The sequence below is a fragment of the Citrobacter sp. Cpo015 genome, from assembly GCF_030333035.1.
Classification (GTDB): domain Bacteria; phylum Pseudomonadota; class Gammaproteobacteria; order Enterobacterales; family Enterobacteriaceae; genus Citrobacter; species Citrobacter portucalensis.
The window spans coordinates 14,147-32,115 of record NZ_JAOWGS010000032.1 but is presented as its reverse complement, the minus strand read 5'-3'; the positions used below and the strand labels follow the sequence as shown (position 1 = coordinate 32,115).

The following is a 17,969-nucleotide window of genomic DNA, read 5'->3' as shown; positions in this document are numbered from 1 at the left end:
ATTATATTGCTGCTTGTTTTCAAATCAACGGGGGAAGGGGAGTCATCGAGAGTGAACTTAGCTTTGCTAAAGCTATTACAGTTCTGAGTCTTAGTGGGTAGAGGACGCGTGGACAATATATAGAAAGGGAGATAGCCGCCACGCTGCGGCTATCTCCTGTTTATATCCCGATCAGGAATTTGGTTGATGGTTCTCAACTACCCAGACGGTGAGTACTTTTTCCAACGTTTTATCTCCCGTCGTTGCCTTCGCTCTTACCCAACTTACACCGGCCGTATCCGTTCTCAGTTCAGAGTAAGCATTCCCTAACTTAAAGTTGGTTTTATCCGGCGTCATCGTAAAGGTTCCGCTGCCGGGTTTGGCTTTGCTGCCTGCGCTAAATTCGACACTGCCGTTTAACGGGTTACCGAATTTATCCTGCAACCGGGCCATAAAGCCTACCGGCTCAAGGTTGGCAACGGCATAGCCAGGATCCTGCTCCAGAGTGAGTACTGGATTCTGGGCATCGGCATTCAGCGTTATCGAAGCATTTGCCGAGACATTGCTACCGTGTTCAGCCAATGTGGCGGTCAGCGTGTAACGACCCGCCTTATTACCGTGGACATTTACAGTCGCAGTACCGGAACCATTGGTGGTGACAAGCGTATTGTCAATCACCAGAGGATCGCGTGGCGATGGGCCTGTAGCCGTAATTTTCAGCTTACGATTGCTGACGCTGTTCCCTGATGTATCGGTCAGATGCAGGGTAAACGCCACGTTATCCACATCACTGACTACGGCGGATGTAGTTGACGGTTCGATCGTCAACGCGGCATTTTGCAGATCTGATACCACCTCAATCGCCTTACTCGCCGTAACGCGTTTACCCTCTTTGATGAAGGTTGCCTGCAATTGATAGTGCCCAGCTTCTGCGGCAATAAAGGTTGTTGATGCCATTCCTTTCTCATCCAATGTCAGTTCGGACTGGCCCAGTTTTAATCCACTGGCAGGGGAACTGGTCAGGTGCACGTCACCACTAAATGGGTTGTTTTCACCGTCGACAACCTGTACCTGAATTTCATGTGCCGCTGATGCGTTTGCCACAATGCTCTCAGACGGTGCGGTCAAATTCAGCACTGCGCTGTTAATATCAGGTACGAATTCCAGGCCAACGCTTGAGGACTCAACGCTGTGCTGCCCATCTGTAACCCTGGCATTAACGGTGTAATGACCTGCCTTAACCGTAGTTAACGTTACCGTCGCGTAACCGTCTTTATTGGTGGTGATTTTGTCCGGGTACACGAGCCCTTGTGGCGTTACGATAAGCTCCACTTTCTGTCCTTCAACCGACGCGGCGGTATTGTTGAGCATGATCTCAAGCGTGGCACCATCGCGACCGTTTGCTGCAATATTGGTGATTGCGCCATTGTCTTTGGCCGTCAGAGACAATGTTGCCCCCTCCATTGCAGAGGCAAATGTTACGCTTAGCGATGAGCTGATGTTCCCCGCGCTTAGCGTAATATCATAAGTTCCCGGCGTTGAACTGGTCAGTGAGAATCTTGCTTCACCTTTGGCATCGGTCTTCACAACGTTCTCCCCATTCGCGATCTTAACCTGTGGCGGTAACGCCAGAGTGACCGTGTATCCGGACAGCGGGTTCCCATAACGGTCGGTCAGGGTAACGACCGCGACATTACTCTGTTTGCCATCCGCCAGCGCATTGTCCCTGGTCAGGTTAAAAGCCTGCACCACCGGCTGCGTTTTGTCGGCAATCCAGTTGGCTTGTTTTTCCAGTCCGGAGAAATCATGTTTTTGTGACGTCACACCAATGCGTGTCGCTTGAGCCAGTTCAGACGTTGCCTTAGCGCTGTACACGCCGTCTTTCTCTTCTACGGCAGTAAAACGGACTTCGCCGCTGGCTGAAACTGCATAAAAACGTAAGCTGTCGTCGCCGGTGATGGCATTCCCGTCTTTATCTTTTGCTTCTAACGCCAGGCTAATCGGGTGTCCAACGACCTGCTCCATGGGCATTACCGTGAATGTCGATTTTGCCGCCTCTGCGGAAACCGCTTTTAGTTTCACCGTCAGGGTTTCTGTTTTACCCAGGACTTTAGCGGTGATGCGTGCCGTCCCCGCCGTTAAACCCGGCGTCAGCGTGGCGGTATACACCCCGGAGCGGGTTTCCTGCACTTCACCAAGTTTTGGAGCCTGTGCTGAACGCTCACGATTTCTCTGTGCGTCAGGCGTAAACGCTAAAGACAACTCAATGTCATGTGCAAGCCCTGTTAACGGATTACCATTGGTATCTTTAAGCACCAGCGTAACCGGATGCTGTGACTTCCCGTCAGCCGCGATGATCGGTTGCTGCTCGCCGTTCAATGTAAAATCCATTGTGCCGACAGAGGCTGAACTCCCCGTCACCGTCACGTTCATCACCGCATAGTTAGAGACATTTCCTTTAACATCTCGCGCCGTTGCACCGATTTGCCAATGATTAGTGCCGCCTGGTGTATAAGCGGGTAACGTCAGTTGCCATGATGTGCCGCTACCGGAAATGCGTCCGCCAGCGGCGGTAAATGCGCTATCGTTCCACTCTACCGACTGAATGCCCCAGTGGGATTTATCCAGCGAAATAGTCACCGGAATAACGGCGCCACCTTCCCCCTGTACGCTTTCAGGCAGGCGGATTTTCAGAACCGATTTTTTGCGGTATTCCAGAACAATATTGTTATTTCGTTCGACAAAATCGTAGCGTCCGTGCTGAACTTCGCGCATTAACGCAACATTGTCGCTGTCCAACTGCTTCGCCAGCGGGATGCCGGGGCGATAGTTAATCTCTATGCCGAAGCGTGAATCATGAGTATTGCTCTGCCCCTGCTTGTGTTCAGCGGAAAGCGTAACTAGAGGAACCGGCGTATAGCTGATCCCGCCTGTAAAGGCGTACGGATTTTCCTGAAGATGATCGCTGCCAAAGAGGCCGACATTCTTGCCGTAATACTTTTCATATTTAAGCGATGCGCCCAGTTGCGGATACGATGGCAACCAACCTTGGGTATAGATATCCCAGCCATCCGCCGGACGTTCCTGATAATCATCCAGATCGTGGGAATCCTTCCATTTTGATAATCTTAAATAAGCATTTGCGCCTGCGCGTAAATAATCTCGCCAATACTCAACGCCTGCACCCATACGTGCGTGATGACGACTTAAATCGTAGTCATAAAATAAGTTTGCGCCCAGCATTGAATTATCCGCCGTGAAATAGCGATAACCCATGCCGATATTAGTTTGGGTTCTGTCATCGGTACGGTGAAGCGATGTCTGGCTAAATAAAACATGCTGCTTTGTATCAACCCACGGATAAAGGAAATCGAACGCCGAATCTTTCAACGAGAAAGCGTCATCGACGTTGAGTTGAATACGCGCATTACCGTACTTCTGTAGCCACTCTACCACCTCCTTCGTTGCCTGTGCTGAGACGGTATTGGCAGCAAAACTGCCCGCATGGCCGTTTTTAATACTTCTGCCAGCCTGCGCGGCGAGAGAAGACAGGCCGCGCAGTTCTTGCTGTTCTGCGGCGGCCTGCGATGCCTTAACGGCTGACGCATGGCTGATGGTTGGCGTGAAGCTAAGAAGGGCAGGATACAGAGCCTGCAAAGCGATTGTTGACCATGCGACAACCTTATTAACGGGGCCTGTTGCCCCATTGCTCCGCGAAATTTTCTTATTTGACATTTGTAACTCCAATATCAATTAAAAAAATCAAAGGTTATTCCATGTACTGAACGGGATGCGTAATATATGTATTTAGTAGGAAAATTCAAGAGTTATTCATGGAGAAGTTAACTGGATATTTTTACACTATGGGGCATTGTGGGCTGGCTAACGATGTCGAACGTTTAAATGACGAATGTATTTAAAAAATACATTTATTTTTATCGTGACGATTTTAAGCTTGTAGGGATATTATTTAACCATGGTCGTTCACTGTTAAATAAAAAGAGTTATCAGGAAATTAATCTGCCTGTTCGTATTCAGCTATCATCACGTTCTCCGGATCTAAGTCTGGAACGTGTCAACACTTTCAGGACGGGGCAATAGACACAAAAAAGCCCTCAGCTTGCGCTGAGGGCTTTCACCGGTGTTTGGTGGGCTGGCGGAGTCTGAATAAATTTCTTAATATATTAAATGTAAAGGATTTTTCCGTATTCAACTTTCAGTTGTGTACCTAAACGTGTACCAATTATGAAATGTCATAGTAATACGATCCCTCTTTAGAAATGTGCCACCTTTTTCATGTGGTCTTTTTTTCTTAAACAATGAGCATTGAAAAAAAGTTTTTTTGCATTTAACTGTTCACACTGTTCACCTCGTTATTTTTCTTTTTAATATCATAGTGATAAGTGGTGAATGGTTGGTGAAGAGTGAACAGTCGACTCTTCACCTTTGTGATTTTTTCTCGCTCTGGATGCGCCCGGTCAGGCGATGTGGTGGGGGGATAAAAAGTTTTTTTAGGTTTTACTGTTCACACTGTTCACCTTTTGTTTTTTTCCAATTATTTCATGGTGATAACGGGTGAATATACGGTGAAGGGTGAACAGTGGATTGTTCACCTTGCGGTAATAGTCAGAAAGAAAAAGACCGGCTCTTGCCGGTCTGAGGTTGGTTATGTCGCTGCGGGTTCGTCGCACTTCGGCAGCCAGTCGCCGTTGCTTTCATCCTTAAGCGTCAGGTTGGTCTGTGTACCCTGCTTGGTATGCCGCTTCTCATAATTCATCCCGTACTCTTTGAGCATCATCGGCAGCCCCAGCCCGAACATTTTCAGGCTGAGTACGTTCCTGTATCCGTTGGCCTCCATATAGACCAGATAGGCATGATAGAGATAGTTACGGGGCTGGCGCGGAATAATATTGGCATTCCCCATAAACATCCCGTTCGTCTGCGGCAGCGCCTCCAGATAGCCACAAAAATCAAATGCCGGGTCAGCGTCGCGTTTGATGCTGAGTGCCTCGTCGGAGTTCTGCTGCGACTGGAGCAGTGCGCGGGCGCTCATTGGATCGCTGAACTTCTGCATAAGCTGACGCACAATGACGGCCAGTTCGCGCGCAATTTTATCCCTGAGCTGCGGGTCGCGCTCCTCCGGCGCAATCTGCTCCGGGAAGTGAATAATCACCCGGCGACGTGACACGCCACCGCTGCGGTCGGTGAAGCGCATCGGGTTATTGTTCACGGCCAGAATCACCGCCGGAATATGCGTTGAATACGGGTTCTGATATTTCGGGTCAACCGATACCGCATCGCCGCCGGTGATGGCTTTAAGCCCGGCACCGTCGCCGCTCCATTTCTCCTGGTCAGGCAGGCGTATCAACGAGAAGCCAATCAGGGATGCACGTTTGCGGGGGTCTTCCAGCGTGTCGATGTCGGCCGACGTGGCGTTATCCTCCCCGGCGAGCAGGGTCGCAATTTCGGCGAGAATACTTTTCCCGCTGCCACCCGGCCCGGTCACTTCGAGAAAGAGCTGCCAGTCGTAACGGTTCGCCAGCACCATAAACAGGGCGGCCAGAATCACGTCGCGCTTTTCGGCATTACCGCTGGCTGCCCGGTCGAGCCAGCGCCAGAAGTTTGGCGCGTGTGTCTCCAGCGTTTCCCCCTCCACCGGTGGTGTAAAGTCGACATCGCACAGCGTACGCAACCAGTACGATTTATGGTGTGGACTGAATATGCCGGTGCTGGTATCAAGCACACCGTTACGGAAGCCAATCAGACGGCGTGCCGGTGTATCCTGCTGCGGAATAATCAGTTTCAGGGTCTCCACCACGGAGGCGATCCTCCCCGACGAGAACGGGGCACGCAGACGCTGGAACAGTCCGGCCACATCACGGGCAAAATCGGACGGCGGTATCACCTTCCAGATGCCATTTTCATAGCGGGACAGGAGCTGACCGTTCGCGTCCACAGCCAGCGCTTCGCCGTAATGATCATGCACCCGCATCGCCTTTTCGCTGGCGCTCATGGCGGTAAATTCAGCCTCGCTCATGGTATCGAACGGACTTTGCGCCGGTGGCCGGATAGCGTCATAAATGGCTTTGCGTGTCGCATCCTCGCCTTTTTGTTCAAATGCGTCATTCCAGTCACCGAACACCGGCGGCAGGGCAACCATGCCCTCACAGGCGTCTGCGGCCGCTGCGGCTTTGGTCTGGCCGTCGCCGTTCAGGTCGCGGTCGGCAGCAAGGACAATCTGACAGGCTGGATGTTTTTGACGGGCAAGGCTCGCCAGAGAAAGGAGGTTCACGGACGACAGCGCCACCATGACGGTTTCGCCGGTCAGGTGATGCACGGTGAGCGCGGTAGCATAACCCTCCGCGATCCACAGGCGTTTTCCCGCCTGTTTTTGCCCTTCGATGATATGGCATGCCCCTTTGACCTGACCTCCTTTCAGGGTGCGTTTGAGACCGTCTGAATTGATAAGCTGAAGGTTAACCAGCACGCCGCTATCATCATACAGCGGGACAACCAAATCACCGGCGCGGAACGTCACACCGCCAGTTTTATGCATGGTCGTCAGCGTCAGACATTCCCGACCGGGAAAGCCCTTGCCAGTCAGATAAGCGTTGCCAGTGGTCGTGTGGGTTTTCTCCATCAGTTTTGCGGCCAGCGTGGCCGCCGCTTTCCGGTCGGCCTCCGTTCCGGCTTCTGCGGCCGCAATCACCTCCGGGGCAACCGGCGACAGACTGCCGGTCACGGCGTTTACCTTCCCGGCGGCCTCAGAGGCTGATACACCGAACACCTTCTCGACCAGTTTCAGTCCGTCACCCGCGCCGCACTGGTTACAGAACCATGTGCCGCGCCCCTCTTTATCGTCAAAGCGGAAGCGGTCAGAGCCGCCGCACACCGGGCAGGACTGATGGCGGTTTTTAATGACCTTCACCCCCAGCGCCGGGAGAATGCGCGGCCAGTGGCCGCACGCCTGTTTCACGGTGTCCGTTACGTTCATTTTCATTGTGGTTGTCTCCCTCAGTGCAGTACCGGCGCGGTGATGTGACGGGCGCAAAGTTCATCCATCACGGCCAGCCCGAGAAAGGACAGCGACGGCGCGGCTTTGAGTGGACCGGCTTCCATTAAATCTTCGAGTAATGCACAGGCTATCTGGCGACCTTTTTCCTCGCCGTGCTGGCGCAGGTAGAAGCCCTCCAGCTCGTCAGCAATGGCATTTTCCAGCGCGTCGAGGGTGAGGTGCGGATAGCGGTGCTGATGGGTGCACAGGGTCAGCCAGGCACAGGCGACCGCGCGGCGGTATAGCGCAGCACGCAGAGCGGGGGATAATGCAGTTTTCATACGTTACCCTCCCCGGTCAGCCAGCGCTGGTTGCAGCGTTCGACCACACCGTCGAGCTGGGCGGTCATGAGGTAAATCACGGAGGTGAGCTGTAATTGTTGTGCGGGGTCACGGCGTACGGTGGTGCAGTCCTGCACCTGCATCAGTTCGCCGACAAGATGGCCGACGTTGCGCATATGCTCAAGGCATTCGAGGTCACGGGCGGTAATGGTGGTGTGTTTCATGCGTGCACCTCCAGAACCGGCAAACGGCCAGCGAACGAGAGGACGTAATCGCGAACGAGGGAAAGGCGTGCGGCGTGCTCATCACCGGCAACGGTGCGGAGCATGCAAATACGGGGTTTACGGTCTGCGCGACGAACGGCGGCAAACACAAAGACAAACTGCGGGTGTGACGGGGTGAGGGTCGTAGCCATAGTGGCAACCTCCAATGTTTGCATGTGACTGCTACCACTGGAAACGCCAATTTCACTGGTGGTAGCCCAGACGGGGTTGGCGTAACCGGCAACATTGGAAACCGGCGCTTCGTGAGAAGCCCCCGCCTGAGCCACCATTACACGAAGGATCCATAGACAGATAAATCTCTGGATCAAAAATGGATGCGCTGAGGCATAGACACAAAAAAAGACGCAAGGCGCGTCCGGTGTCGCCAATGTTGTAAACGGGACGCCAATCCCGGCTGCCGATTTTGCGACAGCGGGAAAACTATACCTGGAAACGGCGAACGGAAGCAAGCCAGAAAAAGGGGCTGTTTGCTGAACGGTCATCATCATGCGTCATAGCCCCGGTTACGTTCGGCAATGCGATCCGCCATCCATGCAGTGATTTCAGACTGCGCCCACGCCACATTTTTTCCGCCGAGGGAGATTTGTTTCGGGAAGGCTTCCCGGCTGATGAGGTCGTAAATTGTCGAGCGGGACAGGCCGCACAGATGCATCACTTCGGGCAGACGGATAAAGCGTTCGTGAACGGTATCAGAAACCGGCATCAGTGGCGCGGCAGGGGCAGAAGACGGGGAAGAAAAAGCGATGTGCATCGGGCTACCTCACAAAGTCCATACAGTGCCGGTCGTGTCCGTCCGGCTTCGGGTAGCTCCTTATTATGTCTATATTTTTCCTCAGGTCATGTGAGATTTTCGGGGAAACAAACATTGACTTTTCGCTCTGGCAAACAAAGGCAAACGCTGGCAAACATATGCAAATCACTGCATTACAATGCAGCAATTTCTATTGCTTTTAGTTATATATTTTTCATTTTTAATCGAAATAAAGTCTAAATGGTATAGCCAGAGCAAAACAGGAGGGTGAACAGTGGTGAACAGACGGTGAACAGTCAGACCCTCAACTGTTCACCCTTTAACTTACTGTATTATTTGTATTTTTATTTAAGGTGAACAGTGGTGAATAGTTATAAGTAAAAAAACAAACGGTGAGTAAGGTTATCCTGCGACCTTTCTCTGGCCAGCCGGTTTTTAAGGTCTGTTTGTGCCAGCACTCTGACAACGGCAATGAATCGTGTTGTTGTGCAGGAGGCGTCAGAATCATTTCAGGTTGAACACACGGAGAGCCTGAACATGAAACCCGAACTCATTATCAAAGCCATGCAGACCGTTATCAGTAAACAGGATGAAGGCGCGGAACAACGTATTGCCGGTGCGCTGGCCGCACTTAACGAAGCAAAAGACGCACACACGGCCAGCATGGGTAAACTCAGCGACATTGAGGCTTCCATTCAGCGTTGTGAGCAGGAACGACAGACCGCCCTCAGTGAAAGCGCACAGGCCGAACAGGACTGGCGCAGCCGCTTTCGAACTCTGCGCGGCAACCTCACTCCTGAACTGAAAGCTGAACACAGTAAACGTATCGCCAGCCGCGAACTGGCTGATGAGTTCACCGGTCTGATTACCGAGCTGGAGAAAGACAAAAGTCTCGCCATGCTTGGCGCATGCTCCTCCGGTACGGCTTATATCAGCGCCCATGAAAAAGCATTCACCACTTACGCCAACAGCGAATGGAAGAAGGCGTTAGCCGGTATCAGCCCCGCACTGTTACGTGCCTTCCTGTTGCGTATACGGTCGCTGGAAATGAGCGGAGAAACCTCATCGCGTGCGACCGCGACACGTGAGCTTGGTGATGCCCTGAATCTGCAGTCAGCCCTGTATCATTTTGATATGGAGCAGGAGCCGGTCCTGTCTGTAACTGGCATGAATCGCCCGGTCATAACCGGGGTTGATATGGCGCTGTTAAGAAGCCCGGCCAGACGGATGAAGCTTGCCGCTGAACTGGCTGCAAAATCCCACGAACAGGCAGAGGGCTGAATTATGTTTCACTGTCCGTTCTGCAAAAAGACCGCGCACGTCCGTACCAGCCGTTATCTGTCGGAAAACGTCAAACAGCGTTATCACCAGTGTACCAATATCGAATGTTCGGCCACTTTCCGCACCATCGAGTCGGTTGACGGTGTGATACGTGCCGCACCGGAGAAACCTGACCCCACCCCGGTGACGCCACTGCCGCCGCGTAAAGTACAGGGCTGCTACAGCTCGCCGTTCCGGCATTAATCAGGAGAGAGACACGTGACCACTATGACAATACAGCAGGCCTTTGAGGCCTGTCAGGCGAACAAAAACACCTGGCTGAAACGTAAAGCCGAACTGGCTGACCTTGAACTTGAATACCGTGAACAGCTCCTTGCCGGTGACGAACAAATCCCGCGAAGAATGCAGGATTTGCGCGACAATATCGACGTGAAAAAATGGGAGATTAATCAGGCCGCCGGTCGCTATATCCGCTCACATGAGGAGGTGCAGCACATCAGCATCCGCAACCGGCTCTATGACTTTATGCAGCAGCACGGCGCGGAGCTGGCCGCCACGCTGGCGCCTGAACTGATGGGGTATAATGAACAGCTTCCCGCAGTAAAACAGAGCGCCATGCAGCATTCGGTTGATTATCTGCGTGAAGCCCTGTCAGTGTGGCTGGCCGCAGGTGACAAAATTAATTATTCCGTGCAGGACAGCGACATTTTAACGGCCATCGGATTCAGGCCTGATGCGGCTTCGCGGGATGATAATCGAGAGAAATTCACCCCGGCACAGAACCTGATTTACACCCGCCGACGTGCAGAACTGGTCGCACGGTAGCACGCGAAAAAATCCCCGAAAATTCCGCTATTTTTCCTGAAAAAAGCCATGCATCCATAAGGTGCATGGTTTTGCATGCAAATCCCCGTATTTTATTTCCCCCACCACGCCAGTACCGGCGCGGCCTGAGCCGGTTCATGCACCTGCATTAAAAGTGACCTCTTAAGCGGGCAGGCGTGGCGGGGAGAGCATTGCGCGCTCGGTGCTCGTAAAATTATCTCAAAGCATGGTTTTATGATCAGTTGTCGAATGCTGATGTTTTAAGCACAATGAGATGTGTCTGATTAATATGAGCTTTATGGTATATGGATAATCTCGATAAGCTGAGACAGATAGATTGGAAAAAATTGGTCATTACAGACCATTCTTGGATTCAGAGTCAGTTAGTTGGAAGAGCCCCATCAGTAGAGAGGAAAATAACTTCTCGATTATTCACGATTCCATTTAGTGGAGTGATACAAGAGGCTCACTCACTAATTGAGTCATTAGCAGATTCGATCGAACATTACGTCTTTGATAAAGCGACGATAGATACTATGCGGCAAAATGGGCAGATACCATTTAGAAAAGCTGCTCAATTTTTCGGTGACACAAATCCAATAAAAGATGGAAAGTATGGAGAGTTAATTCTTTACATTCTTTCAGAAGCTATCTTAAACACACCTATGGTTTCTCATAAAATAACAACTCTCAGTAATTTGAACGACCAGGTTAAAGGTGGTGATGGTATTTTTTTTGGTAAATATAGAGACAACATATCTATACTTATTGGTGAGTCAAAAATATATAAAAGTTTCAGTGGCGCTTTAGATAGTGCATTTGATTCGTTAGATCGTTTTTCAAAAAATTACTCAAGTGGCGCTCTTTCTCATGAGTTGTTTATTGCAAGAAATAACATAAGCAATAATTTTAATTTTGAGACAATGGAGTTGATCTATCAAGCTTTTACTCCGGGGACTAAAATATACTCTGAGTGTATTAAGACTCATCCGGTTTTATTGATATTTGAGGATGATGAGATAAAGGAGATAGAGAATAATGCTCTAACTAAGTTAGATGCTGAGAATTTATTTGAAAAATGGTTATCGAATAAAAGAGAACAAATAAAGTCTGCAATTGAGGATAAGCTAAATAAATATCCAAATGTTAAACCATGCTACCTAGATTTTTTTCTTATTCCCATGAGCGATGTGGGTAATTTTAAAAAATCATTATATCGTTCTATCCATGGCATTGACTACAAACCATAAACTCAAGGAGTGCTAATGAATAGCGGGATTGCAGCAGAGGCATTAAACCATATTGATTTTAAGCGTGTTTTTGATGCGTTGATTAGAAATTTGTTTCTAAAAAATAGAGATAGGAGTAATAGTGTTACCATAGATATAAAAGATATTAGAAGGGCAACATGGTTAGCTTCCTTGGGATCTTTGGGGGATGAGAATGAAAAGAGTATAGCAAATGCTTTTGGTAGTCTTCTCTATCTATATGATCCTGACAATGAACTTTTTTTGAAAACATGTTATATTCTACAATCGCGCTCAGGCAATCTTGTTTCATCAAGACATTTAAATGGATTATATAAAGAAAACGAAAAATTAAATAGTTTTGGCACATCTCTTGACTTTGAATTAGCAACTCATAGATTTGATTTGGGTAAGGATTTTGATGGTGAAACTATATTTTTCACTCATTATCAAAAGTCATTATGGGAGAAATTGGAATCGGGTAAAAACATTGCAGTTTCTGCACCGACCTCTGCGGGTAAATCATTTGTAATAAAAAGATTTATCTTTGAGATAATTCAAAATAATAAAGCAGAGTTTTTTGTCTACGTTGTGCCATCCAAAGCATTAATTAACCAAGTAAGTAATGAGCTCTCTAAAGAATTAAAAGAAAGTGCATTGGTATTAACTACATATAGAGAGGTTGAATGCTCTGATAAAAATATAGTGTATGTACTTACTCCGGAACGATGCATGAGATTATTACAAGAGAAAAATAATCATGCTCCTTTGTTGGTTTTTTTTGATGAAATACAGAATATTGAAGATGGTACGAGAGGAAGTGTATATGAGAATGTGATTTATAGGATGACAACGAGATGGAAAGATTCGCAATTTATAATGGCTGGCCCTTATATTGAAAATCTTCATCTCTCTTTACGTGAGATAATTGATATAGATCTACTTGAGCATAAAACAGTAGCAACTCCGGTGTTACAGCTTAAGACAGTGTTGACAGTTTTTAAAAAATCACAAAATGTAAAGTATAAAATCATCAGCCCCACAGGGAGTGTTGTTCAGGGGGATTATGATATAGGTAGGGCTTTATATAGTAAACTATCGGCTTCAAGAGGGCAGGCATTAAAATATTTAACATCAGTATTTCATGAAGATGAACAAAATATAATTTTTTCTCCCAAAAAAAACATGGCTGAAGGGTGGGCTTTATCTATATCGGGGGATGATGAAGTTAATTCTGAACTTGTTGATAATGAAAAGATTAAAAATCTTTGCTCTTTTTTAGAAAGTGAAATTCATCCATTGTATTCATTAGTCAGATGCATCAAAAAGGGAGTGGCATTTCACCATGGTGGCTTACTAGATGTGGCTAGATTGGAAATTGAAGACCTATTTTCATCAGGAGTGGTTAAAAATCTCGTTTGTACGTCAACCTTATTACAAGGGGTGAATTTACCTGCCGACAGAATTGTTGTCATTTCACCGAAAATAGGAAACTACAATCTCTCACAATTTGAATTTTTGAATCTTATAGGTCGTGCTGGGCGTATTAATACTTCTTTGTATGGTGAGATATTTTGTATTGAGCTATGTGATGAGGAGTGGGCAGAAGAACGCATCAAAAATGAAGATAAAAAAGAAATTGTGTCTTCTGTTTTGAATAAATTAAATGAAAATGTTGCATCAGTAATTAACTATATAGACTTGAGTGGTCAACAGATACTTGATAGCGATGGTGATTATAAGCTCTATCCGTTGGTATCGTATCTAAGGGGGCAATATCTAGTCGACAAAAAACACTATATTAAAATCATAAACAACTCAAAATTAAATAAAGAACAAATTGGGATTTTAGAACAAAAATTAGAAGGCTTTTCTAAAAAAATATCTATTCCTGATGATTTATTAGCAAGGAATCCTTTCGTTGATCCATTGCTATTGAGTGAGTTTTTTGAACTGATAAAGTCACAGGGCGTTTCTGAGTGGATGATTTCAAAATATCCTGGAGGAAAGAGAGAGACACGACCATTGGATGATGAATTCAAAAACATGAATTATTACAATCAATATAAAAGTATAATCTCTCGTATGAATGATATTTTTAATATTGTGCAGGAAGTTAATTATAAAGATGATGGGAAATCTTGGCGCTATAAGTATCCAGTAAGCATAAGTAAGTTAGCCTACGATTCTCATAATTGGATGCAAGGTCATAACTACAAGTTTTTCATTGATAATATGGTTAAGGATAAGTTAACTAAGAAAGGGTTAGAAATAAACAATAAAAATATTGATAGAATTACTAATTTTGTAACGGCTCATATTAATACAAACTTGAATTTCATTTTAGTTAAATATTTATCTCTTTGGGCTGATGTTGTTGGATGTTTAATGTCAGAAGATGAAAGAGAAAAATGCAAATTTTTCTTGAATCTACCATCCATGCTAGAAATGGGAAGTTATGACCCTCTAGTTCTTGAGATTATGAGTTTCGGTATTAATAGATCCACTGCTATTGAGTTGACAAAAAAACAAAGGATACGTGATGGGCAATCAGTTGAATCATATTTAAGAACTTATAACATAGCTAAGTTATCTAGCCTCCATCGGAAATATTTAGAAAAAGCTGGTTTTGGTTCTATTAAATAATTAACTAGGCAGGATGTAAGTCCTGCCATGAACTAATTTATTACTCTCTCTCCCCACCAATTCATAAGGTCTTTACGTTGCTCAAGATACGTTGAGCGATTATATGCTTTCCGTACTTCGTTTTTATCACTGTGAGCTAAAGATGTTTCGATTACATCGGCATTGAATCCTGCTTCATTCATTGCTGTGCTTGCTATTGAGCGAAGACCATGTGCAACTAACTTACCACCATAGCCAATCCGTTTTAAAGCTGCATTTGCCGTTTGGCTGTTCATTGGCTGCTTTGGATCGTTACGACTTGGAAAAACGTATTCGCGGTGCCTGCTGATAGGCTTCATGATTTCAAGAATATCTAGCGCTTGGGGCGATAAGGGAACAATATGTTCACGCTTAGCCTTCATCCGTTCGGCCGGGATTGTCCAGAGCTTTGCATCGAGATCAATCTCAGCCCATCGAGCACCCGAAGCCTCAGATGGACGTACAAGGGTCAATAGTTGCCACTCAATCAGACAGCGAGTCGGTACAGACAAATTTGACATAACTAAAGAACGCATTAGCCTAGGCAATTCTTCTGGCCGTAGCGTAGGCATATTTTGCTTTTTGGGCTTCTCAAAGGCCATACCTACACCTGATGCTGGGTTAGCATCAATTAGGCCGGTGTTAACCGCATAAATCATTATTTCGTTAATACGCTGCACTAGGCGGCGAACTGTCTCCAGTGCCCCTCGTGCTTTGATTGGCTCAAGTGCTTCAACAATCGTTCTGGCCTTTATCTCCTGAACGGGTATCGAGCCAATAGCGGGGAAAACGTCTTTATCTAAAGAGCGCCAGATGTCTTTTGCATAATCTTCTGTGACGTTTCTACTTTTAATCTGGAACCAGTTAGCGGCTACAGTTGAGAAAATACTGTCTAACTCAATCTGGCGTTGTTCTGACGCTTGCTCCTGTTGCTGTTGTGGATCCATGCCTTGCGCGAGCGTGGTTAAGTGCTGGTCGCGTATTTGACGAGCTGCTGCGAGCGTAAGGGCAGGGTATGAACCGAGACTCAGATTCGTTCGACTTTTGCTTACCGGACGTTGGTATCGGAAGCGCCAGAGCTTTTTGCCAGATGTCTTTACTAGCAGGAACAGGCCGTCACCATCATGCAGAGTGAAGTCTTTTTCTCGGGGCTTAGCTTTAAGGATCTCGTTGTTAGTGAGGGGGCGTGTGATACGCGCCATGTCTGGATTCCTTCCATAATTGGTACACGTTTAATGGACCACAGTATAGCGTGTACCTAAACGTGTACCAATTTTCTCTGGATTTAGCCGGATGTTCTCGGACAACGACAGACACAAAAAAGCCCGCAGGGCTTGTGCTGTGCGGGCTTTCTGTACTTCACCGGACGTATCCGGATCATGATTTGGTGGAGCTGGCGGGAGTTGAACCCGCGCCCGAAATAATATAACTACATGTTTTTATTGGTATTTGTGTTGGTGTTGAGGTGTGCGTATCTTTTATCGCCACTTTTTTATAAAGATATTAGTGAGTTTTATGGATGATCCTTTATGAAAATTTCGTAATTGTGCTTTCCAACGAGATATTTCATTTCAACTCTGGTTCTGTAGAATGCTGTCTTTATTTCATCTTCATAATAATTAAATAATATTTTTAATAACTCTGATGTAAGCATATGTAAGTGTTTTGATAACTTTGTTGTATTACTTTTAGAGTCTGCGGATAATAGCTCTGTAAATGAGGATGTAATATTTAATGTAACTTTTGACGAAGAATGTATCCAACTACAAGCCTGCTTATATTGTTGGTGCATATAAACCCAGTTTTCATTTGTATTTGTTATTTTTAGATTTTCAAAGTCAACTGTTCTTACTGTGATATCGAAGTCACCACCATTATCTATTTTTTGTAATGATATGCGAGCAAGATGCTCAACCATTGAACGAATATTAAGATGAAAATATCTCTCTCGTTTATGAATAATCGCTATTATAGAGTTTAAAACATCATAAATAATACATTTCACAAATCTTTTATAGCTAAGCGCTGGGTGTGAATTATGAATAAATTCAAGGAAAAGTACATGTTTAAATGATGCGGTAAGGTTATTTTCAGTGCAAGTATCCACCCCAAGCTCTTTTATTTTAGCTATAAATTTCTTAGCATCATCCCTAAAGCCATGTGGATCTCTTTGAAGTATCATTTCTTATCTTTCCGTAAAAGCGCCTTAATCCAAGTATTAACATCTTTGTTGGCATCACTTCTCTTGCTTTTGTAAGAAAATATATCATCTGGATCCCAAAAATGTATATATTGGTTTGTTGAAAAATAATGAGCCACCAATGATACAGATTTTTTCATTTCTTTTTTATCCATCTTTACTAACCTGCGTGATAAGCGCGCACAAAGTAAGGTCCTTGAACGGACAACATATTCAAGGAAATTTAAATCAAAAATCTCTTTAACGAATTTACCTGCGTCTTCATTTTTTACAAATATTTCTTTTGAATAAATTGCAATCGTAAGTAATCCAATAAATTCTTCTTTGGATGATATTCTTTTATTAACTAATGCTTTAATTACTTCCAAGTCATTATTGTAATTGTTCATTAATCACCCCAATTAGCTATACGCTAGCAATTCTGGTTAAAAATTCTTCACAGATACCTTTAATATATCTTCTTGACGATTTATAGCTTGATGCAACATTACCTTTCCCACCAACCATTAAATCCTGAACAAAATTTAATTTATTGCTGAAAAAATACAGTTCGTTGAAAGGCTCTGTTCCTTCGAATGAGTCTTGCAGTTTTTTTGTTTTCAAAGAAAGATTTTCAAGAGTATTAGTATATATAAAACCTAAGTGTTTTATATTGGGGTGGTCATAATTTTCTTGTATGTTCTCAATAACACTTAAAAGACTAGTTGCCCCTAATATTGAATAGTGATCAATTTTTACTGGGACAATATAATAGTCAGAGGCAACTAAAGCAGCATCAGTAAACAATGATATTGTCGGCGGACTGTCAATTAAAATAAAATCATACACTTCTCGTAACTTATTGTCTTCTATGAATTTTTTTAATTTATGCAATCGTGCTGCTGGTTGCTCAATATCAAAAATAGTGTTGATATCTCCAAAAATCATATCTAAATTTGGAGACATTTTAATAATTATTTCAGCAGGAGTTACTTGCTGAACCTTTCCAGTTAAGGATGATTTTGTCTCAAATATTCTACGAATTGTTTTCGTGTTAACCAAGTGGTCACTAATATATTCAGATACTCGATTGTATTTACTTAATATAGATTGAGTTGCATTGAATTGAGGATCAATATCTATAATTAATACTTTTTTATCTAAGTAATTAGCAAGATACTCTGCTATTCCTACACATAAGGTTGTTTTACCAACACCACCTTTCATATTAATGAAACTAATTACCGGAGTAGTCATACATTCCCTTTTATGCTTTGCACAAATTGTAGAAAAAAGAACCACATAAACAAAATTGATCTCTTGCAACCCATTCTATACCACTTTTAATCGTAACTTAATACTGGACTTTTATCAGGATAATTGCAGTGTGTTTGGGATGGATTTCATAAGCTTTTACTCCGAGC

General features: G+C 45.5%; 15 protein-coding genes. 5 read left to right on the top strand and 10 right to left on the bottom strand.

The window, feature by feature from the left end; translation table 11 throughout:
- Positions 1-171 precede the first annotated feature (171 nt).
- The 6 genes from OGY67_RS12705 to OGY67_RS12680 form a co-directional block, all read right to left on the bottom strand.
- Entirely contained in the window at positions 172-3,714 is a 3,543-nt protein-coding gene (locus OGY67_RS12705) for an inverse autotransporter beta domain-containing protein (RefSeq protein ID WP_286574023.1), read from the bottom strand.
- 931 nt (positions 3,715-4,645) lie between these two features.
- Positions 4,646-6,979 carry a primase-helicase zinc-binding domain-containing protein gene (locus tag OGY67_RS12700; protein WP_117030763.1) on the bottom strand — a complete coding sequence of 778 codons (2,334 nt, stop codon included), beginning with the start codon at positions 6,977-6,979 and terminating at the stop codon, positions 4,646-4,648.
- Positions 6,980-6,993: 14 nt separating this feature from the next.
- Positions 6,994-7,314 carry a DUF5375 domain-containing protein gene (locus tag OGY67_RS12695; RefSeq protein WP_024154762.1) on the bottom strand — a complete coding sequence of 107 codons (321 nt, stop codon included), beginning with the start codon at positions 7,312-7,314 and terminating at the stop codon, positions 6,994-6,996.
- The gene (locus OGY67_RS12690) at positions 7,311-7,538 is read right to left on the bottom strand and encodes a hypothetical protein (protein WP_024154761.1); all 228 of its coding nucleotides are present in this window, start codon (positions 7,536-7,538) and stop codon (positions 7,311-7,313) included. Before OGY67_RS12690 ends, OGY67_RS12695 begins: the two co-directional genes overlap by 4 nt.
- Entirely contained in the window at positions 7,535-8,086 is a 552-nt protein-coding gene (locus OGY67_RS12685) for a host cell division inhibitor Icd-like protein (protein ID WP_096884164.1), read from the bottom strand. Before OGY67_RS12685 ends, OGY67_RS12690 begins: the two co-directional genes overlap by 4 nt.
- Positions 8,083-8,349, bottom strand: a complete 267-nt coding sequence (locus OGY67_RS12680) for a helix-turn-helix transcriptional regulator (protein WP_000546674.1) — start codon at positions 8,347-8,349, stop codon at positions 8,083-8,085. The genes OGY67_RS12685 and OGY67_RS12680 overlap by 4 nt, the downstream gene beginning before the upstream one ends.
- Before the next feature lie 537 nt (positions 8,350-8,886).
- Between OGY67_RS12680 and sid the strand changes: the two genes are divergently transcribed.
- The 5 genes from sid (at position 8,887) to OGY67_RS12655 (ending at position 14,348) form a co-directional block, all read left to right on the top strand.
- A complete protein-coding gene (gene sid, locus OGY67_RS12675; protein WP_181575835.1) occupies positions 8,887-9,630 on the top strand; it encodes a capsid size-determining scaffold Sid in 744 nt (247 codons plus the stop codon).
- 3 nt (positions 9,631-9,633) lie between these two features.
- Positions 9,634-9,873, top strand: coding sequence for an STY4826 family bacteriophage gene regulatory protein (locus tag OGY67_RS12670; RefSeq protein WP_096884162.1), 240 nt, complete (start codon positions 9,634-9,636; stop codon positions 9,871-9,873).
- A gap of 15 nt (positions 9,874-9,888) precedes the next feature.
- Complete coding sequence (locus tag OGY67_RS12665) at positions 9,889-10,455, top strand: phage polarity suppression protein (RefSeq protein ID WP_162001247.1); 567 nt, start codon at positions 9,889-9,891, stop codon at positions 10,453-10,455.
- 305 nt (positions 10,456-10,760) lie between these two features.
- Positions 10,761-11,705, top strand: coding sequence for a HamA C-terminal domain-containing protein (locus OGY67_RS12660; protein ID WP_152924332.1), 945 nt, complete (start codon positions 10,761-10,763; stop codon positions 11,703-11,705).
- Positions 11,706-11,720: 15 nt separating this feature from the next.
- Positions 11,721-14,348: a DEAD/DEAH box helicase gene (locus OGY67_RS12655; protein ID WP_152924331.1), complete on the top strand. Its 2,628-nt coding sequence runs from the start codon at positions 11,721-11,723 to the stop codon at positions 14,346-14,348.
- A gap of 32 nt (positions 14,349-14,380) precedes the next feature.
- On the opposite strand, the gene OGY67_RS12650 is transcribed toward OGY67_RS12655, so the two are convergent.
- The 4 genes from OGY67_RS12650 to OGY67_RS12635 all read right to left on the bottom strand — a co-directional run bounded on the left by OGY67_RS12650 (position 14,381) and on the right by OGY67_RS12635 (position 17,802).
- Positions 14,381-15,568, bottom strand: coding sequence for an integrase domain-containing protein (locus OGY67_RS12650; protein WP_152924330.1), 1,188 nt, complete (start codon positions 15,566-15,568; stop codon positions 14,381-14,383).
- A 311-nt stretch (positions 15,569-15,879) separates the two neighbouring features.
- The gene (locus OGY67_RS12645) at positions 15,880-16,548 is read right to left on the bottom strand and encodes a hypothetical protein (protein WP_247752467.1); all 669 of its coding nucleotides are present in this window, start codon (positions 16,546-16,548) and stop codon (positions 15,880-15,882) included.
- Positions 16,545-16,955: a hypothetical protein gene (locus OGY67_RS12640; RefSeq protein WP_213760539.1), complete on the bottom strand. Its 411-nt coding sequence runs from the start codon at positions 16,953-16,955 to the stop codon at positions 16,545-16,547. Before OGY67_RS12640 ends, OGY67_RS12645 begins: the two co-directional genes overlap by 4 nt.
- A gap of 16 nt (positions 16,956-16,971) precedes the next feature.
- Positions 16,972-17,802 (bottom strand): ParA family protein, encoded by an 831-nt coding sequence (locus tag OGY67_RS12635; protein ID WP_213760540.1) that lies wholly within the window; start codon positions 17,800-17,802, stop codon positions 16,972-16,974.
- Positions 17,803-17,969: the final 167 nt, after the last annotated feature.

Coding starts and splice junctions, on each gene's coding strand:
- OGY67_RS12690 (WP_024154761.1), bottom strand. CDS start 7,538: ATGAAACACACCACCATTACCGCCCGTGACCTCGAATGCCTTGAGCAT.
- sid (WP_181575835.1), top strand. CDS start 8,887: ATGAAACCCGAACTCATTATCAAAGCCATGCAGACCGTTATCAGTAAA.
- OGY67_RS12670 (WP_096884162.1), top strand. CDS start 9,634: ATGTTTCACTGTCCGTTCTGCAAAAAGACCGCGCACGTCCGTACCAGC.
- OGY67_RS12635 (WP_213760540.1), bottom strand. CDS start 17,802: ATGACTACTCCGGTAATTAGTTTCATTAATATGAAAGGTGGTGTTGGT.
- OGY67_RS12655 (WP_152924331.1), top strand. CDS start 11,721: ATGAATAGCGGGATTGCAGCAGAGGCATTAAACCATATTGATTTTAAG.
- OGY67_RS12660 (WP_152924332.1), top strand. CDS start 10,761: ATGGATAATCTCGATAAGCTGAGACAGATAGATTGGAAAAAATTGGTC.
- OGY67_RS12650 (WP_152924330.1), bottom strand. CDS start 15,568: ATGGCGCGTATCACACGCCCCCTCACTAACAACGAGATCCTTAAAGCT.
- OGY67_RS12695 (WP_024154762.1), bottom strand. CDS start 7,314: ATGAAAACTGCATTATCCCCCGCTCTGCGTGCTGCGCTATACCGCCGC.
- OGY67_RS12685 (WP_096884164.1), bottom strand. CDS start 8,086: ATGATGATGACCGTTCAGCAAACAGCCCCTTTTTCTGGCTTGCTTCCG.
- OGY67_RS12705 (WP_286574023.1), bottom strand. CDS start 3,714: ATGTCAAATAAGAAAATTTCGCGGAGCAATGGGGCAACAGGCCCCGTT.
- OGY67_RS12645 (WP_247752467.1), bottom strand. CDS start 16,548: ATGATACTTCAAAGAGATCCACATGGCTTTAGGGATGATGCTAAGAAA.
- OGY67_RS12680 (WP_000546674.1), bottom strand. CDS start 8,349: ATGCACATCGCTTTTTCTTCCCCGTCTTCTGCCCCTGCCGCGCCACTG.
- OGY67_RS12640 (WP_213760539.1), bottom strand. CDS start 16,955: ATGAACAATTACAATAATGACTTGGAAGTAATTAAAGCATTAGTTAAT.
- OGY67_RS12700 (WP_117030763.1), bottom strand. CDS start 6,979: ATGAAAATGAACGTAACGGACACCGTGAAACAGGCGTGCGGCCACTGG.